The following is a 25,681-nucleotide window of genomic DNA, read 5'->3' on the forward strand; positions in this document are numbered from 1 at the left end:
TGAAAATTAAGTAAATATTAAGCAATTTGGATAGTAAATTACAAATTAGTCAGTATTGGTCAAATCGGTTTGTCGGGAATAGCGGGTAGTTTGCTGGCCCTGATTGCCCATGCATGATTCACCGGGCTTTTTGGTTTCCACGACAAACGCTCTGCAACAAATGTATCAGCCAGAGCACGATTCCCTAGCCGTATCGCAGCCTCAGTGAGTGTCCAGGAAAATATATCACGTTGCGCATGGCTGCCACCAAAACGATTAGCCTTTGCTCTTAGGGGTACTAATAACTCAATTGCCTGCGTATAATCTCCACGGCCAAATGCAACAAGACCTTGGCAGGCCTGTAACCCTATCTCACGGCTCATCATCGCATTTGTCCCTGTTCCTATCGCTGCGCGTTTCAAACTTGCAAGCTGTATTTTTTGCGCTGAATAATTGTCTGTTCCAACGAAAACCATCATCGCGTTAACATCATTAAAGGCATAATAGGCGTCTTTAGCTCGGGTACGCCATTTTTTACTCAATATATTCCAACGGTTACCAACATCATGGCCCAGTAGATGCAATCGCCACAATAAGGATGATCCGTCAATAAGCTCTAGCGTTTGACCAAATCCACCAGCCGATATCTTCTCGTCAAACAGTCTCAATGCGTTAGCTACATCATTTGTATCAAGATGAAAAAGAGCTTTATGCCACCAAAGGTGAAATGCAAACTGACTATTAGGTGCCCATCCATCGGCAGCATCTGCAAGAAAATCCGCGCCTTCAACTGTTCGACCTTGCATTTCCATAACATGCGTGACTGCATGCACAGCCCAGCCATCCTGTTTGTTTATAGATATAGCTTTGCGACCATGTTCTTCTGCTTGCTCATAGTCACCAGACTCCTCAAGACCGAATGCATACATGCCTTCGACAAAACCATATCCAGTAACGTTTTGATTCCATTGTGGCAGCACACGCGCAATACGGTCGCGCAGCATGTGCGAGTAACCCAGGAAGAAATCACCAAGATGGGCAAATTGGAGTGCCAATAGATCGCGTGGCCAGTTCATTGAGATTAGACCCCAAATATTTGTTGCTCGATCCCAGTCACCATCGAACCAAGAGCGAACAGCGCTGATATGCATTCGTTCACGTTCATTGGCTTTGGATGCCAGCGCTTCGGCAGCGATTAGGCTCTTGAATAACTCGGGCTCAAAAGTTTTGTCGGTGGTTATTGCTATGGCTCCAGCGCGAAAAGCGTGCGCCATCACAAACGTGGGATGATTGGTGAGTATTTTATCGACCTCAATCAGCGGATCGTTCTGATATGCATGCAGCAGGTCAAAAGCATGATCCAGAGCATCGATGGCTTGTTGATCACTATAAGAAACAGTGTTACCTCGCTTATCGAATTTGCTCATAATTTTCTCCAATAGCAGTAATGCTGTTTGGTTAACTATGTTTTTAAATTATAGACGTATCACTTCACCTTGTGCACGTAAATAATCCAGTGCAGCTTGCATGTAAACTGTATTCCATAAGATATCTTAATAAGCTATGGTAAGGAGCTCCGTATATTTTTATCAGAAATGGTTAAAAAAAGACACCCTATATTTACTAAGTTGTTGAAGTCATTAAAAATCAATAGCTCTAAACAAAATGATAACTTGATTATGGCGATTAATTTGGCTCTTAATAATGAATCACGAAAATCAGAGCTAATTGATAATAATATTAATTTATCCTTTGCCACAGATTCTTTGGGAGCGTACGTAAAAACCAAATGCCACTTGCGGTTCAAAGAACCGCAAGAGTCATGACATTTTCATTGTTGATGAAACCTCGTCTACTGAATTCACCGGACTATGGAAGTAGATGGGATAGAGTGGAGATTCTTTATATTCTTCACCTTCAAAATACGGCTCAAATCCCTCCAGTTTATAGGCTGCCGCTTTAAATAATTGCAGACGATGCTTTGTATCATCTATAAGTTGGGACTTTACTGGATCGAAATTTAGTTTCTCGCTCGAAGTATTTAATCGATTATCTTCTACCGCGTGCTCCATCATTAATTCTTTGGTGCTCTTCATGGGGGGAACAATGGTTTTGTTAATTTCTGCAATATATGTGTTTATATCAATCTTTAAAATTAATGCTAATCCAAAGAATAACTCTTGGTTCCTCTTATCAGAGCGAAAATAATCCAAAAATAATTGGGATTCATATATTTTTTCATCAGTTGATTCATGTGTAAAAATTTCGCGAAAATATTCAGCTATGGTATCACCCATGGCATTTTGCAAATCCCATTTATCACCAAAAATCAAAGCATCATCATCATCATCATCATCAGAAATAAAACCATCATCAACAGTTTCACAAGGAAACATTTCGGCAGCTTTTTGGGGGTCATATATATAATTCAGGTGCGCTTCGATAGATTCAATAGTCTCGCCAGAATCTGAAAAACAGCATTCCGGATCAAGTTTTATAATTTGAGACTTGGCTCTTCCAAGGTTATAAATAACATCAGGATCCCTGAGAAAATAACTAACTATAAGAATCACGATAAGCCCATCTAGATTGTCGTTGAATTTTGTCAACTTTTCAAAATCTGTAACTTCCTTTGAAATTCGGTATAAGGTGCATAGTTCCAGTTTCGTTTTGTTATTTCGCTCATTAAAATAAGGGATTGCGGCTTGGGCAATATAATATTCCGGTTGAGACCCTCCCAATATAAGTCGATATAGATCTCCTCCGATTACTGATAAAGCGACAGAGTAATTAACTGAGGTCTCATGCAGCGAACCGCTAGCTTTATCACCATTACTGAGAAAATATTTGTTTTTTGAAGCATCTAAGGCGATAATAGTTGTGTTAAATGTTGCTTTTGGTAATTGCTTCGCAGAAACCGTGACCTGTTCAACATCAGTATTTACTCTTCTGAAAAAATCTATCTTAATAAGAAGTTGTGCTGCAATAATCCTGTCAAATAATTCCTCTCTAAAAGGATCTCTACCTGGGTTAAAAAATGTTAGCAGGCTTTTAACGTGGCTTAAGGCCATTCCATCTGGTTCACCATGTAAACCGTGTTCTTTGCTTACCTTTTGAAGCGTTGTTTTAACCAACTGATCTTCTCGTTTTCTTTTTTCACCAGGCATACATAACCCTCAAATTGCCTCATTTAGTAATCTACCCACTTCTAGCAAAAAGAAAATATTTCATTTAGAAGTTAATGTTGCCAAGGATAACAGTTGAACATAATGGCGTCAATAATTCATATCGCGTTAATTTTTCTCATATAGATTGCTTGGCATTTGGTCATATTGCATCTCAAGTCGTTTTATCAATTCCGGGCCTTAAGGCTGGAATCTTGCGATGGAAAATTGGTCCACACATTTTTATACTCATTAAATGATATGCATACCCGAGTCAAATGCATCCTCTTCAAGCTTCAATGGTGTATCCTCCACCGCCCGGTCATCCATAGCTTTTCTGAGCTGCTCCGCTAGCTTACTATCTGGTGCAACCCTCTTATCCACTATTTCAAAGTCCAGGTTAGATTTTTGTTTGATTTCTACAATAGCAAATGCTCCATCGCATAACTCAAAGACATAATCACGGTACTTACTTTGTTCAAATTGAATAGATGAAGTCATACGTTTGACTTCAGGCAAATCCAAAGGTTCATCTAAAAAGCCACCCACAAACACTTGGCCGCAATTATCTAGTAACATCTGCACTGATAAACCGCTCCCTGAATAAGTTTTAATGTTATATACACCAATATCAATGATTTCTTTAAACGGTAATTTTTGTAATTTAGTAGGCTTATGGTAGGGTTGATCACAAGTATTATTTGGTTGCACATAAACTTCACCTGCACCAGCCAAGAACACAGTAAAATGATTTGTTGAATGAATTTTAGTTATTGGTGGAAGGCCACAAAAAATTCTTGGTTTTGTAGGTGAAAACATCGCAGAGTGATCAAAACTGCCACTGTAATAAACCTTACCTTCCGTATTTAAGAAAAAGGCTGCTGAGCACCTATACTGGATTCCTGTTATATTGAAATCGTTTAAATCCGTCACCTCTTGTGGCACTAAAACATTATCTTTGTGTCCTACACCTAATTGACCATATTGATTTTCACCAAAACTATACACCTTATTATTTTCATCAATAAGAAATGTAGAAGTATGACCCAAGGCAAAATATTTGATTGGCGGTAATCCTTCAATTTTAGTTGGATTTTCTCGATCGATTGTATCACCAAGCCCAAGTTGTCCCGCATAATTACGACCCAAACCATAAACCGAACCATCCTTGGTTAAGGCCATCGAATGAAGATCCCAGCGCGCACTAGCTTGTTTTTTGATATTGGTTAAACTGTGAAAGTCGTTATTTTTAACGAGTACGAATGTTGTATCGCCTTTGTCCAAGGCTTCTTTTTTATAGATTATTTTATTCATTGTCACTCCATTGAATCGTTTAGCCATGATATTATCAAGATCATATACAGTTTTTATCCATTCATTTTTCGAATCAAGAATTCTTCTAACATGCTCCAATTAGTAATCTTCTGGAAATTTCAGATTGTCTCATTTTATCTTTAAATAATGCAATGATTTCATTTCCATTTTGGGGAAAACTATATCGATGTTTCCCACTCGCTGAATATGGGATAATGGCACTGAGCTATCGGGAGCCAGATGCGGTAGTTCCGCAAGCCGGTTCTGAGGAGAGCTTGGTCCGAGTGATCCGGCCAATCTACTCAACCGGCCTCTCACTTAGTTGTTTCATCTGGAAGAGTAAAAACCGGGGTTGTAGCAGGAATTTTTTTATCCTCCCGGAGCAAGCAGCAGCAACATCGTCAATCCCTTTTTCATACTGTGTATCAGTCACATCATCTGCCTTCTTAATCAAATCCATTAATTTGGGTTTAGCACATTCACAGAAAGCAACAGTTATTTTTTTATTTGCATCAGTTTGCTTGGAAAATACAAGGTTCCATCGGTCTTCACAATACTCTTTAATATCCGTATCGTTAGCTTCACTTAGTCCTGCCTCCTCTTCCAATGACTCCATTGCATCATGTAATAGGGTTTTAGACATACAAAATTGAATTGCTTTTTGAATCGCAGCATCATTATCTAATTGCTGACCGGCTGCGCAAGTACAATATTTTTCACCAAAATTTTTAAAATTAACTCCATCACTAAAATCACTACTTTTTTTCATCCAGGTATTAATACATAAAGATTGAAAAGACTCATCAGGTTGCGCATATAGGGAAATAGAGAAAAATCCCATTGTTGCTGCAAATAATAATCGTTTTAAAGAAAAACTCATAATTCTACTCCTTTGATTGAAACTTTCTAATTTACCTAGGATAGCTTAATTTTTATCTATAAGCGTTTAGCACAAAGTCAAGCGAATAATGTGAAATGAATTAATTTACGCAGATGGATTTTCTTAAAAAAATTGCATCCTCAGCGCTGTTGCTATCTTTATAGTACTCTTTTTTTATTTCTACTTGTTCAAAACCCATGGATTGATAAAGATGTAGCGCTACATAATTGCTAGGTCTGACTTCAAGTACTACAATCTCAGCCTGAGTATATTTAGATAAGGAATAAAGAAAAGTTTGCAGTAACTTACGTCCAAATCCTTTTGATTGTAAAGGCTTGGCAATACAAAGATTTAATATATGACAGCTATTATTAGAAACTCTCGAGATAATATATCCAGCAAGTACAGGGCTATCCCCATTATTTATTTCAATAACTCGACAGTCATATCCTACAAGAACACAGTCTCGTAGTATATTTTTACCCCAGGGAGCAATGTGAACACTGGCCTCAATAGCATAAACATTCTCTATATCAGTATCCTTCATACGTCGGATATTCAGTATCATTACTTCTCCAGAGAGTCCACTTACAAGCATTTAATTATTGATGAGGAATATAAATTTATCAACGAGTTATAAATACTGAGTCAATATAAATAGTTATCCAACAGAGATGTAAGGAGTTTTTATGTGACAGTATTTACTCATTTGTCCGATATTGGACTTTAATCAATTGGTTAAGGTCATTCTCCATCTTGAAGGAATGACCTTTCACTAACTATTCCTTCTTTTTCTTTTTAGGTAAATAAAGATCAGTGATAGTACCTTCAAATGCTTCAGCAGCTTGCGCTATAGTTTCTGACAAAGTCGGGTGAGGATGAATAGTAAGTGCAATATCCTCAACGTCACAGCACATTTCAATGGCTAAAGCTGTCTCTGCAATCAAATCGCCTGCATTTACTCCGACGATGCCCGCACCTAGGATGCGGTTTGTATCAGGGCAAAATAGTAGTTTAGTCATGCCCTCTTCGCGTCCCATACTGAGTGCGCGTCCGCTTGCTGCCCAAGGGAACGAAGCTTTCTCATAGGTAATATCTTTTTCTTTTGCTTCTTTTTCGGTTAATCCAACCCAGGCAAGTTCTGGATCAGTATAAGCTACACTGGCTATACACTTGGGCTCAAAATAGTGTTTTTTCCCTGCAATGACTTCTGCAGCCACTTTCCCTTCTGGTATTGCTTTATGAGCGAGCATCGGTTGACCAACAACATCGCCGATAGCGAAGATATGAGCAACATTGGTTCTTTGTTGATTATCCACATGAATAAAACCACGCTCATCTATCTTTACCCCAGCTTTGTCAGCGTCTATAGACCCGCCATTAGATTTTCTACCTACAGAAACCAAAACCTGCTCAAAACATAGTGGTTTATCAGTACCATGAGCACCTTCCATCGATACATAAATTCCATCTTTCTTTGCTTCAACTGCAGTTACCTTTGTTTTCAGAAGGAACTTTACTCCTTTTTTGACCATTCGCTTTTGGAGAATATTGACTATGTCTGAATCAGCTCCTGGTATTAACTGATCCATAAACTCTACTACAGTCACGTCCACCCCTAATGCTGAGTAAACAGTCGCCATTTCCAAACCAATAATGCCTCCTCCCAAAACCAACAGACTACCTTTAATATCCGCTAGCTCTAAAGCTCCAGTAGAGCTAAATATACGCTTATCTTCTGGTATAAATGGCAAGTTAATAGATTCAGAACCAACAGCAATGATGGCATTTTCAAACTCAATTTCCACTGGTTCGTCTTTGGTATCCACTATAATTTGATGCGTGCCAGAAAATTTACCTGCACCAGTAACAACTTCAACCTTACGTTGTTTTGCTAGGGCTTTTAACCCTCCGGTTAACTTGGAGACTACCGAATTTTTCCAGGAAACCATTTTTTTATTATCAAACGCAGGCTTGCTGAAACTCACACCTTGCTCAGACATTTCTTCGGCTTCTTCCACAACTTTTGCTATGTGCAATAATGCTTTAGAGGGAATACAGCCTACATTTAAACAAACACCACCCAAAGTATCAAAGCGCTCAACCAAAACAACTTTTTTACCTAGATCTGCTGCTCGGAATGCTGCAGTATATCCGCCTGGTCCACTTCCTAATACGACTACTTCTGTTTTAATTTTGTTAGCCATTGCAAGCCTCATTTAAAATATTATTTTACAAAAAATAAAAATGTTTCATTGATATCAAAGTAAGATCCTTCTGATGTCACTTAATGCATCGCAAATAAAACGAGTAAATCGTGCTGCCTCGGCACCATCAATCACGCGATGATCGTATGATAACGAAAGGGGTAATATTAATCGTGGTTTAAAATCCCCGTTCTTATAAACTGGTTTAATAGCGGACCGAGATAAACCCAGTATTGCAACCTCAGGGGCGTTTACTATAGGAGTAAATGCTGTACCTCCTATGCCGCCAAGGCTCGAGATAGTAAAACATCCTCCCGCCATATCGATGGGCATTAAACCTTTGTCTCTTGCTTTACCACTCAATCGTGTCATTTCGATAGCAATTTCAGAAATGTTTAATTTATCTACATTTTTAATTACCGGCACTACTAAGCCATTGGGTGTTTCTACAGCAATACCCAGATTACAGTATTTTTTATATATTAGATTTTCGCCGGTGCTGTCTAAAGAGGCATTAAACTGGGGATACACTTGTAACGCTTTGCTCACCGCGCCACAAACAAAAGCCAGTATTGTCAGTTTAAAACCAGCATTTTTAAGACGATCTGTTTCCAACTTTCTAAATGCTTCCAGGTCCGTAATATCTGCTTCATCAAATTGCGTGACATGGGGAATAGTAATCCAGGAACGATGAACATTGATTCCTGTAAGTTTTTTTATTTTATTTAATGGTTTTGTCTCAATTTCACCAAACCTGCTAAAATCAATAACTGGGGTCGCAGGTAAATTAAAACCACCTGAACTCTGCTTTTCGGTTAAACGTGCTTTGACATAGGATTGCAAATCTTCTTTTACAATACGAGATTTTCGTCCACTCCCTTTAACCAAAGCTAAATTGACACCCAACTCTCTGGCCATCCGTCGTACTGCCGGACCTGCAGCAATAACTTCTGAATGAGTCGAAGTGTTTGTAGTGATGGATTCAGGTTTGGATTCTGGCTCAGGTCGTCCAGATTCAGGGGACGAATTAATCGCTTGTGGGGATGCTGTATCAGCCATCTGGGGACTTTGATCGTGATCAGCATTCGTTTCCAGTGTTAAAATTGCACTACCTTGAGATACTTTATCTCCTAACTTAAGGTTAATCGTTTTAATCGTTCCAGTATAGGGGGATGGGATATCCATTGTTGCCTTATCACCCTCAAGGGTTATCAAAGCCTCATCTTTTTCTATCTTCATACCCGGTTTAACCAAAATATCGATGACATCAACATCTGTAGCACCGCCAATGTCTGGGATTTGTATCTCTAGCGATTGTGGCTGCTTTTTACTGGCCGGTGGTTTTGCTGTTTCTGAAGGCGATTCATTTTTTGACTTTTCAGCCTTATTTGATGAGTCAGGTTCTTTAGTTTCTTTAGAAACATCCTCTGATTGAATTAGTAAAATGGTATCCCCTTCAGATACTTTATCTCCCACTTTTACAGAAATGCTCGTTATTTTTCCTGCTTTAGGAGATGGTATTTCCATACTTGCTTTATCAGTTTCCAATGTGATTAAAGGAGTATCAATGGATATCTCTTCCCCAACATGGACAATAATTTCAATCACATCAACCTGAGTAGCACCACCTATATCAGGAATTTTAATTTCTATTTCGTTCGCCATATCTATCCTCAGCATTCAGTTAAATTTTATTTATAACTCACAATAAATGTTTAACTAATGGGTAACCGGATCCAATTTATCCGGATTAATGTTGTAACGCTTAATTGCATCAACAACTTTAGATTTATCTATTGTTCCTTCTGCAACGAGAGCATTTAATGCTGCCAAAACGATAAATTTTGCATCAACTTCAAAGAAATGACGAAGACGTTCGCGTGTGTCACTTCTACCATATCCATCAGTACCTAAGGTAGTGTATCGTTTAGGTACATAGGGACGAATTTGATCTGCATAAATACGCATATAATCTGTTGCAGCGATTACCGGACCCTGACGATCTTTTAATAGGGACGAGACATAGCTTTCTTTGGATTTTTTATCAGGATGTAAGGCATTATAACGTTCTACAGCTAATCCATCACGTCTTAGTTCATTAAAGCTGGTAACACTCCAGATATCGGAGGTAATAGAAAAATCTTCTTCAAGCATTGATGCTGCTTTAATTACTTCACGTAAGATAGTTCCACATCCTATCAATTGGACATGCTGTTTGGATTGTTTCTTGCTTTCTTTTAATACATACATTCCCTTTATTATACCCTCCTCTACACCTTTTGGCATATCGGGCTGGATATAATTTTCATTCATTACCGTAATATAATAAAAGACATTATCCATTTTTTCAAACATACGATATAAACCATTCTGGATAATAACAGCCAGTTCATAAGCATAAGTAGGATCGTATGAAACGCAATTAGGAATAGTTGAGGCATACAAATGACTATGACCATCTTGGTGCTGAAGTCCTTCCCCTGCAAGCGTGGTGCGACCAGCGGTTCCTCCAAGTAAGAATCCTCTGACTTGCATATCTCCTGCAGCCCATGCCAGATCTCCGATACGTTGAAACCCAAACATGGAGTAATAAATATAAAAAGGTATCATAGCTAACTTGTTTGAGCTGTATGAGGTACCTGCAGCCATCCATGAACAAAAAGCGCCAGCCTCGTTGATACCCTCTTCTAATATCTGTCCATCCCGCGCTTCGCGGTAATACATTACCTGCTCATGATCAACAGGAGTGTACAATTGTCCAACAGGAGAATAAATACCGATTTGTCGGAATAATCCCTCCATACCAAAGGTTCGACATTCATCTGGAACAATTGGAACGATACGTGAACTCAACTCTTTATTTTTAAGTAATGCTGAAAGAATACGAACAAAGGCCATGGTAGTTGAAATTTCACGCTCCCCTAAGCCCGAGGTAACTGAGGAAAAATCCTCTAAAGGTGGTGCTTTTAATGGATCAACCTTGGTTGATCTGGCAGGTAGATAGCCCCCCAATGCTTCCCGTTGATTTTTAAGGTATTTAATTTCAGGGCTATCATCTTCTGGTTTATAAAAAGGAACCTCAGCAATTTTATCATCACTGACAGGAATACTAAATCTGTCTCTAAACGCTTTTAACTGATCTAAAGTCATTTTCTTTTGCTGGTGAGTTATATTTTGGCCTTCACCAGCAGCCCCCATGCCATAACCTTTAATAGTTTTGGCTAATATTACAGTAGGGCTTCCCTTGTGCTCGACTGCTTGTGCATAGGCAGCAAAAACTTTTTGAGGATCATGGCCACCTCTATTCAAGCGCCATATTTCATCATCTGAAAGATTCTCAACCATTTTCTTCAGTTCAGGATATTGGTTGAAAAAATGTTGTCTTACATAAGAGCCATCGTTCGCTTTATATGATTGGTAATCTCCATCAAGACACTCTTCCATTCGTTTTTGCATCCACCCTTCTTTATCACGGGCAAATAATGGATCCCAACGCCCCCCCCAAACCACTTTAATTACATTCCAGCCCGCTCCTCGGAATACACCCTCTAGTTCTTGAATAATTTTGCCATTCCCTCGGACGGGTCCATCCAATCGTTGTAAGTTACAATTAACTACGAAGATAAGATTATCCAACTTTTCTCTAGCTGCTATACTTAGTGCACCTACAGATTCAGGTTCATCCATTTCACCATCACCAAGAAAAGCCCAAACCTTTCTTCCTTCAGCTTTAATAAGACCTCTGTTTTCCAGATACTTTAAAAAACGCGCTTGGTATATGGCTTGCAGAGGACCTAAACCCATAGACACGGTGGGGAATTGCCAAAAATCATTCATTAACCACGGATGAGGATAAGAAGACAAACCATCGACCTCCACCTCTTGTCGAAACAGGTTTAATTTATCTTCTGTAAGTCGACCTTCAAGAAAAGCCCGGGCATAGATACCAGGGGATGAATGTCCCTGGATATAGAGTAGATCGCCACCATGATCGCCATTGGGACCTTTAAAGAAATAATTAAATCCGGTTTCGTATAAAGTAGAAGACGAGGCATAAGAGGCAATATGACCACCCAATTCAGGTGCATACTTCCCCGCTCTTAAAACCATGGCAACCGCGTTCCAGCGAATTAAAGCATTAATGCGTTTACCTATCCCCTCATCTGGAGGCATTTGCTTTTCTTCATGGGGTTTTATGGTATTTCTATATGGCGTGTTAATTGATCCTGCCAATTTAACCCCTTCAGCATTTGCTTTGTTAAGGAGTTGTTGTAAAAGAAAAGCACCACGTTCGCTACCATCATTGGCAAATACAGATTGCAGGGCATCCAGCCATTCGCGCGTTTCAATTGGATCTAAGTCAACATTAGGTTCATTTGCCATGAATAGTTCCCCGACATTCTTTAATATTAAGTGCAATATGGTACAGATTGTAATCTTTTTTGAATAACACCGGAACAACTTTGAACGCAAGTATTGAAATCCGATGCACAGTTACAACTTACTTTGCGGCATTGTAGTGGATCACGGTAGGAATTCAACCCGCGAGTTATATATCCGCCCTGAATTTTTTTTTCATGTACGTATTTTAAATAGTTTGTTGTTGAGGTATAGGTCGATGCAGAAGAACACCTTGGACAACTATTTGTACAATATTGCCTGCAAGAATCCAAGCGTTGCACGCAAAAACTTTTACATTGATTAAACGCCTTATGATTGGTTACAATTTTTTTTTGTATTATGCAGCCAGAAAGGCCTAGCAGGAGCACGCAACATAAAACACGGAATAACAGATTCATAGTTTAAGTCCATCATAAATTCAAGTTAGCCTCAACGTCACAACCAAGCCGCTAAGGTAAATAACGCGATTAATACCATAAAAACAATAGTGGCATGCTCTACTAGACTTTCTGCAACAGGCAGAGGAATTTCATCAGTCTCACCGATACGAACTGCCTGGAGACCACAACTACTTACTAATTGGCTATTTAATTCAGGTTTAGAAAGGAATAATCGTGTAAACAACATAAAACCACGTTGAAAATTGCCTACCATTAAAAAAAGCAAGGCACATACTCGTGCAGGAATCCATTCTGCAATATTAGTTAACTCCTCTGCCTGCTGGCTGATTGAACTGATGTCTCTACATAAAGTAACTAATCTATAAGTTAAAACGGCAATAGGTCCAGCCAGGATATACCAAAAAATAACTGAAAATAATTGTCTATTAACTTGAGAAAAATAGGTTCCTACCTGAGTATTATTAGATGATTCAGAAGATGATTCCGAGACCGGGTAAAATGCATTTTGGGGTCCGAGACAATAGAGAAAGAGTATAATACTGAGAATCAAACACAAAAAACCAAAAAGAATACTACAAGATAATGTGTAGATTATAAAAGTAACCAGTACAATTGGTAATACTGTTGCGGCTAAAATCATCCAGGGATTTGTAAATAAACTACTCTTGTCTATTGTACTCTTAATCAATAAATAATAATCGCCAAACCAATAAAACCGTTGGAAAGAAGCCTTATGAATTAAAAATCGTTCACTAAGCAAACATAAGACTACAACTAATAATTTCATATATTAATCCTTCCGCATTTTTTCAGATAACGCTATTGGTGTTGGGTATTTTAATACCACAAGATACGATGAAACAATAAAGGTCAAAATAGTTGTAGCTTGAATCAAATTAGAAGCAACCTCTGTTATCAGTTGTGTACTTAATGCGATGCTGGCAACAAGTAAAGAAAACTCACTACTCTGACCAAGTCGAATACCCACCTCTTTTGCAACTTGTTTTTTTTCACCTGCTCTTGCTAAGAGAACATAGAATAAAAATGGTTTTATTATAAGGATCAAACCGGCTAATATAACAGCAGGAATCACTACCTGCGCTGCAAAGCTAAAATTAAATGTTGCACCAACAGAAAAGAAAAACATAACAAGGAAGAAGTCTCTTAATGGCTTCAGGCTCTCTGCAATAAACAATGAAATTGGGCTCGATGCCAAGGCAACACCTGCTACAAATGCACCAATATCCTCTGAAAGACCTAATTTTTGTGCAAGAACCGATAATCCCAGACACCAGCCAATAGAAAGTAAAAAAACATATTCTTGTGTTCTGTCAAAACGGGCCAAGAGCTTAATTAAAATATAGCGTTCAAAAGCAAATGCGAATAAGCACAGGGCAGGTAGCGCAATGACCACTAACAGTAAGTCATTAAGTGATAACCCACCATGCTGCTGGGCTCCATTAATTAAAATAAGTATGACTATTGCTATAACGTCCTGCATTAGTAGTACGCTAATCATCACTTCACCAGTGTGCTGATGATGAAGTATTGTAGTCGGCAGCAACTTCAGACCGATAATGGTACTTGAGAACATCATTGAAGCTCCCAAAACCCATGATTCAGTAACGGATAAACCAAACCACCTACCTATAAAATAGGCAATAGTAGCAAAAACGATAGAACTGATAATTGCGATCCAAGTCACTTCCTTTAACATATGGACCAGATTCTGGGGTTGTAAGTGCAGGCCTAATAAAAATAACAAAAAGACGATACCAATATCACCAATCTGACGCACAGCAGAAACGTCAGAAACAAGTTTCAAACCCCAGGGGCCAAGTATGGCACCTAAAAGTATGTATGCCACTAAAAGGGATTGTTTTGTATATAAGACCAATGTAGAAAGAAAAGCAGCCCCAGCGAATATTAAAAAAATTGTATAAAATACAGAGCCATCATGCATTGATAATATGCCTCATTTTGATTTAAACAGGTGAAATTAGAATTATAAACATAATTTTATCCATTAATTTATTAATAAGCTATTAATTATTCTGTATAAAAGAGCAAATAATTTCTATTTACACTTAAAAGATAAGAGTATAGATATTTTATGTAAGTTTCAATTTGATTTTCCTGACTATTAGTGTCCAGTCAATTTGAAAAAAAGACTCCGTCTGTTAACAGCTTAAATCAAGACCGAAAAAGAGCCTGTGACACCATTCCTCGCCAATTTTATTTTTAAATTATCGGCCATATGCTTATCGCCAAATGGCCCCACTCTAACTACATAATGATCCTTATAATGTTCGATAAATACGGGGGATGGACTTATAAGCATTAATTTTTGTTTTAAGCTTTTGGCTAAGTTTTCTGAGGAAAAGGCGCCAGCTTGCAAATAATAATGAGCCTGACCAGCTGGACCCATTAAGGTTTCTATTTCGACTGGAGCCGTCCCTTTTGGAAATACACCTAATTTTAAAGCAGCAGCATAGGATAAATCAATTATCCTATCCGCATGAAATGGGCCCCTGTCATTTACCCGAACAACTGCGACACGGCCATTATTTAAATTTCTAACTTTTACATAAGTTGGTAAAGGTAGGGTTTTATGTGCCGCAGTCATGACATACATATCATAAGGTTCGCCGCTCGATGTTCGTTGTTTGTGAAATTTTGTTCCATACCATGACGCAATACCACGAGTCTTATACCCTGTGGAAGTTTTCAATACCTCATAGGTACGGCCATCAACGTAGTATTCCGTTGGATTACCATATCGACTTAATGGTTCTTTGGTCGGAACCGGTTCTTTGAAATCTACAGATCGCTCCTTTGTTGGTGCACCATCTTGTAGAATCGTATAACGATTCCCTCTGTTTTTATATCGATCGTAAACTGCATTTGCCGATTGAACTGAAGATTTTGTGCTGGCATGTGTTGAAACGGGTGGATTGTTGTTAGTTGTCTGACAACCTGAGATAAATGCAATTATTACGATTAATATTTTTCTCATATATACTTATTATAATTATTTTATCTAACTATACCTAAAAAGAGATATTTTTCGAAGTTTTTGATTTCAAATATATTTAAAACCAATAAAAAAAATCAATATTTTCATTCTGCTGTTTGGTCGCGTGTAACAGGCTGTGATAATATAACAATATTTTGTAACTACATCAGGAATTTCATGACCAAAGCCACGTCTTTTTTATTGACGACATTATTTTTTATTACCCTCTTTGTGCAATCAACTAATTCAGGTGCACAAGAGTCGTTACCCACAGATTTAAAGAAGGCATCACCATCAATTTCAAATAAACCTCTAGTTACTCCTGCTGCCCCTACTCTAAATGCAAAGGCTTATATTCTTATTGATGTAAATAGTGGCAAAATTATTGCAGAAAAAAACAGTGAAGAGCGTTTACCTCCAGCAAGTTTGACTAAAATGATGACCTTATATGTATTATCCAATGCATTACATCATGAACAAATTCATTTGAAAGATAGTGTGAGAGTGAGTCGTGATGCTTGGAAAATTGGTGGCTCACGCATGTTTATCAAAGAAGGACAGCAGGTATCGGTAGAAGACTTGTTAAAAGGCATTATAGTAGACTCCGGCAATGATGCCTGCGTTGCTATGGCCGAACATGTTGGTGGAACCGAAAATGCATTTACCGACATCATGAACCAGCAAGCCCAAAACCTGGGGATGACTAATAGCCACTTTACCGATAGTACCGGTTTACCAGATCCAGGCTTATATACCACAGCTAAGGATTTGGCTATTTTAGGCAGAGCCTTGGTTACTGATTTTCCTCAGTATTATAGTTGGTATAAACAAAAATGGTTCACCTATAATGGTATACGACAACCTAATAGGAACCGTTTATTATGGCGTGATAACCAGGTCGACGGGCTTAAAACAGGTCATACTTCTGAAGCAGGCTTTTGTCTCGTTTCTTCGGCAAAGCGCGACAACATGCGTTTATTAGCAGTGGTACTAGGCGAGCCAAATGAATCTTCACGAGCCGATGATAGCGAAAAGCTGCTTAATTATGGCTTTAGATTTTTTGAAACCCATCAATTATACAAATCAGGCCAGTCTATTACGGAAATGCCGCTTTATAAAGGTACTGTTGATAAAGTAGCTGTTGGATTAACGGACGATCAATTTATTACTATCCCCACTGGGCAGTATCAAAGACTTAATATCTCAACCAAAATTCCTTCCCATTTACAAGCTCCCATTACAAAAGGGGACAAAGTTGGCGATTTGGTAGTGACCTACGACAATAACATTATAACAACACGTCCTTTATATGCCCTGCAAACAGTTGAATCAGGTGGTTTTTTTACCAGGGCAATAGACGCTATTCGGTTGACCTTCAAAGGATGGTTTGGATCTTAGGGTTTATCAAGGATGAAAATTTTTATTAATGGCGAGTTTTTAGATGCTAGTGACGCCAAGATCTCAGTATTTGACCGTGGTTTTCTGTTTGGCGATGCTGTGTACGAAGTGGTGCCTGTTTACAACAGACAGCCCTTTTTTGTCGACAGACATTTAGAACGCCTTAATTCTAATTTAAAAAAAATCAAAATTCAGATGCCTCAGTATGATTGGCATTCAGTAACTCATCACCTGATTGCTGAAAATAATGGTGGTAATTTTCAGATTTATATTCAGGTGACTCGAGGTAGTCAAGGGATACGAAAACATGATATTCCCTTGTCAATTACGCCGTCTGTTATTGCATTTACTATGAATAACCCCTTCCCTTCTGATGAGGATAAAGAAAAAGGTCTTAGTGCAAAATTAATTGAGGATATTCGGTGGTCAAGATGTGATATTAAAACGACCTCTTTAATTGGAAATATATTACTCAACGATGAGGCTGTCTCAGCCGGTTACCAAACCTCTATTTTAGTTAGGGAAGGTGTCATCAATGAAGGAAGTACTTCAAATGTATTTATAGTTTCTCAAGAATCGACAGTTAAAACTGCTCCCCTAAACCATTTTTGTTTGCCAGGTATCACTCGACAAATTGCAATTGAATTAATAAACCAATTAAATTGGATATTCTGCGAGGAAGAAATAAAGGTCAGTGAGCTTTTTAATGCAAAGGAAGTTTGGATAACGAGCACGACGAAAGAAATTATGCCAGTTACACAAATTAATGATGTTCTTATCAATGAAGGTAAAGCTGGTAAATATTGGACTATTATAAATGAATCCTATCAACAATTATTAAGTTAACTATGACTAAATCTACAGCAATCGAATTTCCTTGTCTTTTTCCAATAAAAGTTATTGGTACTAATTCTAAAGTCTTTTTGGATGAAATAAGAAAAATTACCCAAAACCATTATTCTGGGTTTCAGGAAGAACATCTAACTCATAAAGTCAGTCAAAAAAATAATTATCTGGCAATTACAATAACTATACTTGCCGAAAATCAAGAGATGCTTGATGCATTGTATCAAGAGCTAAGCAAGCATCCCCATGTAAAAATGGTTCTGTAATGATAGTTCATCAATGGGGGATAACAGACTACGATGCTGTGTGGATAAAAATGAGAGAATTTACCACCAATAGAGAGAGTTACACTCCAGACGAACTTTGGCTTTTAGAGCATTCGCCAGTTTATACGCAGGGCCAGGCTGGTAAACCGGAACACATCCTAAATAAAAATTTTATCAAAATTGTTCAATCGGACCGCGGAGGTCAAGTTACATACCATGGCCCAGGACAATTAATAGCCTATGTGTTAATGGATATTAGCAGACGTAGTCTTGGTATTCGTACATTAGTTTCTCAATTAGAACAAGTCTTACTTTCAGTACTTGCAGAATATGAAATAGTAGCAAATACTCGTTGTGGAGCTCCCGGAGTATATGTAGGTGAAAAAAAAATAGCTTCAATTGGTCTTAGAGTTAAAAATGGTTGTACTTATCACGGAATAGCTCTGAATGTTGACATGGATTTAAACCCATTTTATGGTATTAACCCTTGTGGCTTCGCTAATATGGAAATGACTCAAATAAGTCATTTCCAATCTGATATCAGGTTAGAAGAAGTAAGTCAGCAGTTTGAGCGAGCTTTCCTAAATCAATTTAAATAACGAGATACTATGAATTTGTTCGCAGATTATGTTCAACCGCTCACTGATTGGCTGCAAACAAACCCTAGGTGGTCTCTCTTCATTACTTTTTTTATTGCTTTAACTGAATCCTTAGCCATTATCGGTAGTATCATTCCAGGCTCGGTAACTATGACCGCAATAGGGATACTTGCGGGATCAGGAATTATGCGTCTGGATTTAACTTTAGCAGCTGCAACCTTAGGAGCAGTCTGTGGGGATAGTCTTAGCTATGCATTAGGCTATTTTTATAGCGAGCGACTCGTTGAGATCTGGCCATTTAAAAAATACCCCCACTGGTTAAAATATGGCGAAGATTTTTTTTCCCGACATGGAGGAAAAAGCGTATTAATTGGACGCTTTATAGGACCATTAAGATCATTAATTCCCGTTATTGCGGGTATATTACACATGAAACAATGGCGATTTTTATTGGCAAATGTTATATCTGCAATAGGCTGGTCTTTATTGTATATTTTGCCGGGTGCTTTAATTGGTGCTGCCAGCCATGGACTTTCAGCCGAAAGTGCAACACGTTTGTTTGTCCTGATACTAATTCTACTTTCGGGAATTTGGTTGGTTTCTTTGTTTTTAAAATGGCTCTATCTTAAATTAAGTTCCTTCTTTAAACGCAATTTACATCACTTTTGGTTGAGTTTTAAATCCCATTCTAAATTAAGTCCACTCTATAATGCACTTACTCCCAAAGACGAACCGAATCACTTCCCAACAGCAGCATTGTTATTGTTAAGCTTGTTTAGTTTGCTTTTATTTATAATACTTATAATTTTAAGCATTATAACTCCATGGTTTAACTGTATTAATTTTCCCATTCATCTCATATTTCAAAGCTTCCATACACCATTATTAGAAGCATTTTTTATTGTTTGTACCCAATTTACAAGTACTATTACTATTACCAGTCTTTATATAATTTGTTGTCTCTGGTGTATTTACTACAAACATTTTAAAGTTATTGTATATTTAACGAGTTTAATTATTTCCAGCTATCTAATCGCCGTTTTATTAACTTTTTTCATTGATAACCCAAGACCTCAAGGCCTGCAAGTCACCATGGATGGGGCTTCCTTTGCAGCTAATCTCGAAATTGCAACAGCTTTTTATGGGTTTATATTATTCTATATCAACAATAAATACGCACTCCTTACTAATACGCTAAGAATTTTTATATTGGTTATACTCGGTCTAAGTGGTGTTGGATTGGCATACCTTGGAGACGTTTGGCCTACAGATATTCTTGTCGCTTATTTCGCAGGGGCAAATGTATGTCTGATTCATTATCTGATCTATAGGAAATATAATTTTAACGATTTAATAATCACCCATTCGGCAACGATACTTTCTACATTGCTTGTCGTCATATTATTTTTTACATCCTTATCGACTTATCTTAATTTTAAAACTTTGACTTATAATCATACCCCCTATCGCAAAGAATATTCTCTTAATAAATCGATATGGTGGAATCAACAAAAACCATTTTTGCCTATATATCGTCTGAACCGGCTTGGACACAGAATAAGTCAGTTTAATATTCAATACGTTGGTGACCTGGATCTATTGCAAAACAGCTTGGAACAAAAAGGTTGGGAAACACACACGGAATCATTTGCTACGAAATTACTGATGAAGATGAGTTCTAACTCTAACAAAATTACGTTCCCATTACTTTCTCAGTTGTACGATAATAAACCTCCCGTTTTAATTATGACCTATAAAGACAGTCATGCTCATTTAATTTTAGAATTAAATTTATGGGAATCGAGTTATAAAATCAGCGAATTAAATAAACATCTTTTGATTGGCACTCTTCATCAAAACCTCGATTACGCTGACAAGAATAACCAACAACAATCCTCCTCTCAATTAGTTAGTCCATTGACTTATATGCTACCTGCATTAACTAAATTTACCTTAAGAAGGATAAAGCTTCCTGAAGGCCTGCTAAATTCTACCGCAATTCCCACGACTCCAATGATTTTGCTAATAAAAGAGCCTGATATTAATAATTAGGTAGTCTGCTAGCCATATCGTTAAATTGCTGATATATATATAAGTCTATTGAACAATGGAACTTCTCATTTTAAGGGATTGGACCAATGTATATCTTAGCTCACTGTCTCTTTCCATTAATTGCATTAATATTCTTAATTGTTGGAATTAAAAGAAGTATTATTTATTATGTAATTTCCTCCTTATGGTTAAGTCTTATCGCCGTGGTTATTCATTATCAATCTTCGGGCGGTCAACTTCTTGGAAGTTATTTTAATATTATTAATGCAACAATCTACACCGCTAATTTAATTATTTTATTTATTTCACTAATCCAGATTATTTCACATTTAAGCAGCAATAATCCTGTTTTCAAATATGTCAGCAGTTTAATCAAATCTTTTATAGTAATAGGTAGCTTATTAGTTATTTCAAATCTCTGGGTTAATGCATACTTCGTAGATAATCGAATGCCTGGAACTCCAGTCATTCAGGTGGCTCTACCCAAGAATGTAGCCTATTGTAGTTATAGATATCTATTTTATAAGGTTGCCCCCGATGGTTCTGTTTTATATCTATGTCCTAATCATTACGGCTTAATCCCCTCAATTGGACATTTATCCATTAGCCCTGATTTTATTGCAACACAACTGCCTATTCCAAATAATAAGCAAAAATTGTTACTACAACATAAAGGTTAATGATGCAAGGTAGTTGTATTATTTAACAAATTGTCCTGAAGATTTTAATTTGATATGATGTATATAAGTTACCAGATCATCTTTCATATGAGCCGATTCATTTCTTTATTTATAGTTTTTTTTTGGCTTGATGGTTATAGCATGGCCCCGAAAGTCAACTGGGATAAAGCAATTGATCGTGCGATACAGCGTTATGGCTTACGTGCAGAACCACAACTAATTTCTTTTTTTTCAAAAGCAGGAGTAAGTTACCCTCCCCGTGAAATTGCACTGCTGGCTTTTAAGTCAGAACGAAAGGTAGAGCTTTGGGCAAAAAACTCAAATCATTCCTGGAGACACATCCATAATTATCCATTAACAGGCTTTAGTGGCCGATTAGGTCCTAAGTTAAGAGTTAATGATAAGCAAATCCCTGAGGGTGTATACAAACTCATTAATTTCAATCCATTTAGTAGCATGCATTTATCAATGATGATTAATTATCCCAATAATTTTGACAGAGAAAAAGGTTATATGGATGGAAGAAGAGACTTAGGAAATAATATTTTTATTCATGGAAATAATTTATCTGTTGGATGTCTTGCTGTTGGGGATTTTGCGATAGATCAACTTTTTATATTAGCCAGACGTGTGGGACTGAATAATATTCAAGTTATTATAGCTCCGAATGATATGCGTGATAAAAAACCCGCTACTTCTTCATTTGCCCAACCCAGATGGCTTCCTGAACTATATAAACACATCACTGAATCACTTAAGCCATTTAGCAAATCCAAGTATACTGTTTGATTCTAAATATCGTAATTTTATTTAATTTGAGTATATACTCTTAGATAAAATGATAATTTATGGATGATATGGTTACCTCAAGAAAGCAATCATGGTCTCATGTAGTGATATGGGTCCGCATGTCTGGAACAAAATTAAGGAAAAATAAGAGCTATTCATCCATCATTTATAGTTAAAAATTCACTCAAATTAACCTATTTAAACCTACTCAATACCGTATGAATAGTGATTGCTACTACGAATTGTCTTAGGTCATTTTACCACAACTCTATCAGAATGACTTATCCACAAGTCCACAGGTCAGGAGAGCTTCACTTTCTCGTATAGGCCTGTGGGCCTTGTGGGTAAGTCATGACGCTCTCATTTAGGGTTTATGGTCTTTTCCGGCCATAATACACCTCTGCGGGCGTTAAATAATTAAAGGACTGGTGAAGCCTTCGGTTATTATAATACTCAAAATACTCCGTTAAGGCCAGCTCAACCTCTTCAATTGTATCAAAATCATACCGGTAGATTTTTTCTTGCTTAACACTACGCCACAATCGCTCGATAAATATATTATCTAAATAACGTCCTCGCCCATCCATGCTGATAGAAATGTGGTGAGATTTTAGCGTATTTATCCAATCTTTTGAGGTAAATTGAGAACCCTGATCCGTGTTAAAGATCTCACAACGCGAATGCAGCAAAGCGTTTCTAAGCGCCTCAATACAAAATTCAGCCTCCATAGTAGGTGAAATAGCCCATCCAATCACATAACGACTATACCAGTCCATAATAGCTACTAAATACACATGCTTTCCTTTCATGCGGATGTAGGTGATATCTGCGGCCCAAACCTGATTTGGTTTGGTGATATCCACCTCTTTTAATAAATAAGGGAACACCTCATGCTCCTTATTGGGAACGCTTGTATTTGGCTTTGGGTAAACAGTCGATAACCCCATCATTTCCATCAACTTTTTTACTCGACGTTTACCAACAGGATAGCCTACTTCTTTTGACAGCCATCTTGCCCGCTTAATTTTACCTTCACATGGATACTGCAGATAGTGCTCATCAAGTAGCGCCATAAGCGCTTCATCTTCGACAGAAATGGGCTTGGCACTATAATAATAACTTGAAACAGGCAAGTCTAATAGCAAGCATTGTTCACGAATGGTGAGCTCGGCAAGAGGATCAATCATGACGCGCTTTTCATCCAGACTAAAGTTCATGCTTTTTTTTTAGCCAAGATAGCTGCGCTTGAAGTCGACCAATTTCTTGATATAATGCCTCAACAAGCTGCTCTTGGGACTTGGCTTCTTTTTCATTAGCCCCAGAGAATAAATCGTTAATGGCTTTGATGGCCGATTGCTTCCAAGTTTTTACCTGCGTTGCGTGAACACCGTATTCACTGGTAATTTGCGCTTGTGTGAGTTTCCCCTCAATCGCAGCTAGCGTTATTTTTGCCTTCTTGGCCGCCGTATAATAAGCTCGCTTTTTAGACATTTTATTCTCCTCTTTGTATTAAGAAGAATAGCTCTTAAAAAACCTTTTTTTGTGTCCAGAAAACCGCGCCTATATTATAGACTTAAGTGAAACGGCTGAAAATGATTCTCTTTTAGCATGCTTGGTATTATTAACACGATATTATCAGAATCCTTTTTCACCTCAATCTCTTATAGCTCGATTACCTTTAGTTAATAACAGACTAACAATAGAACTGTTCGCTAGATCAGCAGCCAGGGCCTCTATAGATGCTGAGGTCAAAAAAATAAAATTGGATCAAATTGACGATTCCCAGATTCCTGCCGTTTTGATTAAAAAAGATGGAAATGCTGTTTTATTAATTTTAGATAATGAGAGGAACAGAGTTATTCTTGATCCAAAACAACCTGATACTTTATCAGATATTAAGCAGATTGCCTCTTATCTAACTGATAAAGTTATTTTTGTTGATTTACAATTTAAACATACTGAAAGATCACAGGAAACAGTAGGGAAACAGCCTAAAAATTGGTTTTGGAATGTGATCATAAAGTCCTGGCCTCTTTACTCAGAGGTTTTAGTAGCGTCACTGTTAGTTAATATTTTTGCATTAGTAATTCCACTCTTCACCATGAATGTTTACGATAGAGTTGTACCAAATCATGCAACAGATACAATGTGGGTCTTAGCTAGTGGTGTAGCACTGGTTTTCATATTTGATACCTTATTGAAAACATTAAGATCCTATTTTATTGATATTGCTAATAAGCATACTGACCTTGAGTTATCTGCTACTATATTTCAACAAGTTCTGGGCTTAAGCATGGAAACCAGACCTAAATCTGTAGGTGCTCTGGCTAATACTGTCCAGTCATTTGAATTGTTTCGTGATTTTATTACTTCCAGCACCATGACTGTCCTTGTCGACCTACCCTTTGTTTTTATATTTTTATTTGTTATTTACTTAATTGGCGGCAACCTGTTTTGGATCCCCTTTATTGTTGTTCCTCTGATATTTTTAATTGGTCTTCTACTCCAATGGCCTTTAATAAGGCTCACGAGGAAGTCATATCAATACTCAGCAGAAAAACAGGCTACTTTATTTGAGTCCTTATCTGCCATCGAAACAGTAAAGACAACAGGAGCTGAAACAATATTGCAATCCCGCTGGGAAAAAATAATTGATGAATCCTCAAAAAATTCCATGCAATTACGATTTATTTCAAATAGCAGTATGAGTATCACCAACCTTGCTCAGCAAATTGCAACCATAGCAGTCATTATTGCTGGAGTATATATGATTTCAAATAATGAATTGACAACAGGAGCATTAATAGCATGTACTATATTAACGGGTAGAGCAATGGCACCTATGGCACAAGTGTCCTCCCTATTCACTCGTTATTTTCAATCAGCTAATGCCTTGCAATCTTTAAATAAAATTATGCAACTCGAGACTGATATTAATGAAGATGCTAAATTTTTGCATCGACCCGCACTTAAAGGTGATATTGAGTTTCGACAGGTTTGTTTTAATTACCCTGGTGAAGAAATAAATGCTTTAAGTAATCTTAATTTTAAAATTAAGGTGGGTGATCGCGTAGCTATTATTGGGCGTGTTGGTTCTGGAAAATCTACTTTAGGCAAGTTACTGTTAAAATTATTTTTACCAACTGCAGGAACAATATTGCTGGATGGAACTGACTATAAACAAATTAATCCAGACGATCTGCGTCAGCAAATAGGTTATGTGCCACAGGATGTGATTCTATTTTATGGAAGTGTGAGGGATAATATCTGTGTTGGCGCACCTTTTATACGTGATACTGAACTTATAAAAGCTGCCGAAATAGCTGGGGTCACATCGTTTACAAACACTCATCCCAAAGGCTTTGATAGACAAGTTGGTGAAAAAGGTGCTGAGCTATCTGGAGGACAAAGACAAGCAGTAGCTGTGGCGCGATCTTTAATTTTGCATCCCAATGTATTACTTTTGGATGAACCTACTTCATCCATGGATGATAATAGTGAACGGCAACTTAAAGCCCGACTCCATCATTATCTAACGAATCAGCATACTCTCATTTTAATCACCCATAAAATATCAATGCTTGAATTGGTAAACAGGATAATTGTTTTAGAAGATGGTAAAATTATTGCAGACGGCACTAAAGAGGCCGTAATAAATGCACTTAAATCAGGTAGCGTAAGGAAATGAT

Annotated in this window: 21 protein-coding genes; 8 read left to right on the top strand and 13 right to left on the bottom strand. The window is 37.5% G+C overall.

What is annotated here, in order from left to right:
* Window positions 1-59: 59 nt before the first annotated feature.
* The 11 genes from HRS36_RS10130 to HRS36_RS10180 all read right to left on the bottom strand — a co-directional run bounded on the left by HRS36_RS10130 (window position 60) and on the right by HRS36_RS10180 (window position 15,362).
* A complete protein-coding gene (locus tag HRS36_RS10130; protein ID WP_197933186.1) occupies window positions 60-1,406 on the bottom strand; it encodes a tetratricopeptide repeat protein in 1,347 nt (448 codons plus the stop codon).
* A gap of 393 nt (window positions 1,407-1,799) precedes the next feature.
* Window positions 1,800-3,146 (bottom strand): hypothetical protein, encoded by a 1,347-nt coding sequence (locus HRS36_RS10135; protein ID WP_173237217.1) that lies wholly within the window; start codon window positions 3,144-3,146, stop codon window positions 1,800-1,802.
* Window positions 3,147-3,395: 249 nt separating this feature from the next.
* The gene (locus tag HRS36_RS10140) at window positions 3,396-4,457 is read right to left on the bottom strand and encodes an RCC1 domain-containing protein (protein WP_173237218.1); all 1,062 of its coding nucleotides are present in this window, start codon (window positions 4,455-4,457) and stop codon (window positions 3,396-3,398) included.
* Between the two features lie 298 nt (window positions 4,458-4,755).
* The gene (locus HRS36_RS10145) at window positions 4,756-5,337 is read right to left on the bottom strand and encodes a hypothetical protein (RefSeq protein ID WP_197933187.1); all 582 of its coding nucleotides are present in this window, start codon (window positions 5,335-5,337) and stop codon (window positions 4,756-4,758) included.
* Window positions 5,338-5,437: 100 nt separating this feature from the next.
* Window positions 5,438-5,905 carry a ribosomal protein S18-alanine N-acetyltransferase gene (gene rimI / locus HRS36_RS10150; RefSeq protein ID WP_173237219.1) on the bottom strand — a complete coding sequence of 156 codons (468 nt, stop codon included), beginning with the start codon at window positions 5,903-5,905 and terminating at the stop codon, window positions 5,438-5,440.
* A 211-nt stretch (window positions 5,906-6,116) separates the two neighbouring features.
* Complete coding sequence (lpdA, locus tag HRS36_RS10155) at window positions 6,117-7,544, bottom strand: dihydrolipoyl dehydrogenase (RefSeq protein ID WP_173237220.1); 1,428 nt, start codon at window positions 7,542-7,544, stop codon at window positions 6,117-6,119.
* 54 nt (window positions 7,545-7,598) lie between these two features.
* Window positions 7,599-9,209 (bottom strand): dihydrolipoyllysine-residue acetyltransferase, encoded by a 1,611-nt coding sequence (locus HRS36_RS10160; RefSeq protein ID WP_173237221.1) that lies wholly within the window; start codon window positions 9,207-9,209, stop codon window positions 7,599-7,601.
* Window positions 9,210-9,263: 54 nt separating this feature from the next.
* Complete coding sequence (aceE, locus tag HRS36_RS10165) at window positions 9,264-11,927, bottom strand: pyruvate dehydrogenase (acetyl-transferring), homodimeric type (protein ID WP_173237222.1); 2,664 nt, start codon at window positions 11,925-11,927, stop codon at window positions 9,264-9,266.
* A gap of 453 nt (window positions 11,928-12,380) precedes the next feature.
* Complete coding sequence (locus HRS36_RS10170; protein ID WP_173237223.1) at window positions 12,381-13,133, bottom strand: hypothetical protein; 753 nt, start codon at window positions 13,131-13,133, stop codon at window positions 12,381-12,383.
* Window positions 13,134-13,136: 3 nt separating this feature from the next.
* The gene (locus tag HRS36_RS10175) at window positions 13,137-14,309 is read right to left on the bottom strand and encodes a cation:proton antiporter (protein WP_173237224.1); all 1,173 of its coding nucleotides are present in this window, start codon (window positions 14,307-14,309) and stop codon (window positions 13,137-13,139) included.
* A 225-nt stretch (window positions 14,310-14,534) separates the two neighbouring features.
* Window positions 14,535-15,362 carry a septal ring lytic transglycosylase RlpA family protein gene (locus HRS36_RS10180; protein ID WP_173237225.1) on the bottom strand — a complete coding sequence of 276 codons (828 nt, stop codon included), beginning with the start codon at window positions 15,360-15,362 and terminating at the stop codon, window positions 14,535-14,537.
* Between the two features lie 177 nt (window positions 15,363-15,539).
* Here HRS36_RS10180 and HRS36_RS10185 point away from each other — a divergent pair, with 177 nt between their 5' ends.
* The 7 genes from HRS36_RS10185 to HRS36_RS10215 all read left to right on the top strand — a co-directional run bounded on the left by HRS36_RS10185 (window position 15,540) and on the right by HRS36_RS10215 (window position 21,992).
* Entirely contained in the window at window positions 15,540-16,760 is a 1,221-nt protein-coding gene (locus HRS36_RS10185) for a D-alanyl-D-alanine carboxypeptidase family protein (protein WP_173237226.1), read from the top strand.
* A gap of 12 nt (window positions 16,761-16,772) precedes the next feature.
* Window positions 16,773-17,606 carry a D-amino acid aminotransferase gene (locus HRS36_RS10190; RefSeq protein WP_173237227.1) on the top strand — a complete coding sequence of 278 codons (834 nt, stop codon included), beginning with the start codon at window positions 16,773-16,775 and terminating at the stop codon, window positions 17,604-17,606.
* 2 nt (window positions 17,607-17,608) lie between these two features.
* Window positions 17,609-17,872, top strand: a complete 264-nt coding sequence (locus tag HRS36_RS10195; protein ID WP_173237228.1) for an HP0495 family protein — start codon at window positions 17,609-17,611, stop codon at window positions 17,870-17,872.
* Window positions 17,872-18,471, top strand: a complete 600-nt coding sequence (gene lipB / locus HRS36_RS10200; RefSeq protein ID WP_173237229.1) for a lipoyl(octanoyl) transferase LipB — start codon at window positions 17,872-17,874, stop codon at window positions 18,469-18,471. The genes HRS36_RS10195 and lipB overlap by 1 nt, the downstream gene beginning before the upstream one ends.
* A 9-nt stretch (window positions 18,472-18,480) precedes the next feature.
* Window positions 18,481-20,523 (top strand): VTT domain-containing protein, encoded by a 2,043-nt coding sequence (locus HRS36_RS10205; RefSeq protein WP_173237230.1) that lies wholly within the window; start codon window positions 18,481-18,483, stop codon window positions 20,521-20,523.
* Window positions 20,524-20,609: 86 nt separating this feature from the next.
* Complete coding sequence (locus HRS36_RS10210; RefSeq protein WP_173237231.1) at window positions 20,610-21,203, top strand: type I secretion system protein LssZ; 594 nt, start codon at window positions 20,610-20,612, stop codon at window positions 21,201-21,203.
* 87 nt (window positions 21,204-21,290) lie between these two features.
* Window positions 21,291-21,992, top strand: coding sequence for a L,D-transpeptidase family protein (locus tag HRS36_RS10215; protein ID WP_173237232.1), 702 nt, complete (start codon window positions 21,291-21,293; stop codon window positions 21,990-21,992).
* A 371-nt stretch (window positions 21,993-22,363) separates the two neighbouring features.
* Here HRS36_RS10215 and HRS36_RS10220 read toward each other — a convergent pair whose 3' ends face one another.
* Both HRS36_RS10220 and HRS36_RS10225 read right to left on the bottom strand, forming a co-directional pair.
* Window positions 22,364-23,209 carry an IS3 family transposase gene (locus tag HRS36_RS10220; RefSeq protein ID WP_173235473.1) on the bottom strand — a complete coding sequence of 282 codons (846 nt, stop codon included), beginning with the start codon at window positions 23,207-23,209 and terminating at the stop codon, window positions 22,364-22,366.
* Window positions 23,199-23,483 (bottom strand): transposase, encoded by a 285-nt coding sequence (locus HRS36_RS10225; RefSeq protein WP_173235475.1) that lies wholly within the window; start codon window positions 23,481-23,483, stop codon window positions 23,199-23,201. The genes HRS36_RS10220 and HRS36_RS10225 overlap by 11 nt, the downstream gene beginning before the upstream one ends.
* A gap of 49 nt (window positions 23,484-23,532) precedes the next feature.
* On the opposite strand from HRS36_RS10225, the gene HRS36_RS10230 reads away from it, so the two are divergent.
* Entirely contained in the window at window positions 23,533-25,680 is a 2,148-nt protein-coding gene (locus HRS36_RS10230) for a type I secretion system permease/ATPase (protein ID WP_173237233.1), read from the top strand.
* Window position 25,681: the final 1 nt, after the last annotated feature.

The organism is Legionella antarctica (assembly GCF_011764505.1).
In the GTDB taxonomy this organism is placed as follows: domain Bacteria; phylum Pseudomonadota; class Gammaproteobacteria; order Legionellales; family Legionellaceae; genus Legionella; species Legionella antarctica.

Bases quoted from the DNA above. Each gene is read 5' to 3' on its own strand.
- HRS36_RS10130 (WP_197933186.1), bottom strand. From the start codon at position 1,406: ATGAGCAAATTCGATAAGCGAGGTAACACTGTTTCTTATAGTGATCAA.
- HRS36_RS10135 (WP_173237217.1), bottom strand. From the start codon at position 3,146: ATGCCTGGTGAAAAAAGAAAACGAGAAGATCAGTTGGTTAAAACAACG.
- HRS36_RS10140 (WP_173237218.1), bottom strand. From the start codon at position 4,457: ATGAATAAAATAATCTATAAAAAAGAAGCCTTGGACAAAGGCGATACA.
- HRS36_RS10145 (WP_197933187.1), bottom strand. From the start codon at position 5,337: ATGAGTTTTTCTTTAAAACGATTATTATTTGCAGCAACAATGGGATTT.
- rimI (WP_173237219.1), bottom strand. From the start codon at position 5,905: ATGATACTGAATATCCGACGTATGAAGGATACTGATATAGAGAATGTT.
- lpdA (WP_173237220.1), bottom strand. From the start codon at position 7,544: ATGGCTAACAAAATTAAAACAGAAGTAGTCGTATTAGGAAGTGGACCA.
- HRS36_RS10160 (WP_173237221.1), bottom strand. From the start codon at position 9,209: ATGGCGAACGAAATAGAAATTAAAATTCCTGATATAGGTGGTGCTACT.
- aceE (WP_173237222.1), bottom strand. From the start codon at position 11,927: ATGGCAAATGAACCTAATGTTGACTTAGATCCAATTGAAACGCGCGAA.
- HRS36_RS10170 (WP_173237223.1), bottom strand. From the start codon at position 13,133: ATGAAATTATTAGTTGTAGTCTTATGTTTGCTTAGTGAACGATTTTTA.
- HRS36_RS10175 (WP_173237224.1), bottom strand. From the start codon at position 14,309: ATGCATGATGGCTCTGTATTTTATACAATTTTTTTAATATTCGCTGGG.
- HRS36_RS10180 (WP_173237225.1), bottom strand. From the start codon at position 15,362: ATGAGAAAAATATTAATCGTAATAATTGCATTTATCTCAGGTTGTCAG.
- HRS36_RS10185 (WP_173237226.1), top strand. From the start codon at position 15,540: ATGACCAAAGCCACGTCTTTTTTATTGACGACATTATTTTTTATTACC.
- HRS36_RS10190 (WP_173237227.1), top strand. From the start codon at position 16,773: ATGAAAATTTTTATTAATGGCGAGTTTTTAGATGCTAGTGACGCCAAG.
- HRS36_RS10195 (WP_173237228.1), top strand. From the start codon at position 17,609: ATGACTAAATCTACAGCAATCGAATTTCCTTGTCTTTTTCCAATAAAA.
- lipB (WP_173237229.1), top strand. From the start codon at position 17,872: ATGATAGTTCATCAATGGGGGATAACAGACTACGATGCTGTGTGGATA.
- HRS36_RS10205 (WP_173237230.1), top strand. From the start codon at position 18,481: ATGAATTTGTTCGCAGATTATGTTCAACCGCTCACTGATTGGCTGCAA.
- HRS36_RS10210 (WP_173237231.1), top strand. From the start codon at position 20,610: ATGTATATCTTAGCTCACTGTCTCTTTCCATTAATTGCATTAATATTC.
- HRS36_RS10215 (WP_173237232.1), top strand. From the start codon at position 21,291: ATGAGCCGATTCATTTCTTTATTTATAGTTTTTTTTTGGCTTGATGGT.
- HRS36_RS10220 (WP_173235473.1), bottom strand. From the start codon at position 23,209: ATGAACTTTAGTCTGGATGAAAAGCGCGTCATGATTGATCCTCTTGCC.
- HRS36_RS10225 (WP_173235475.1), bottom strand. From the start codon at position 23,483: ATGTCTAAAAAGCGAGCTTATTATACGGCGGCCAAGAAGGCAAAAATA.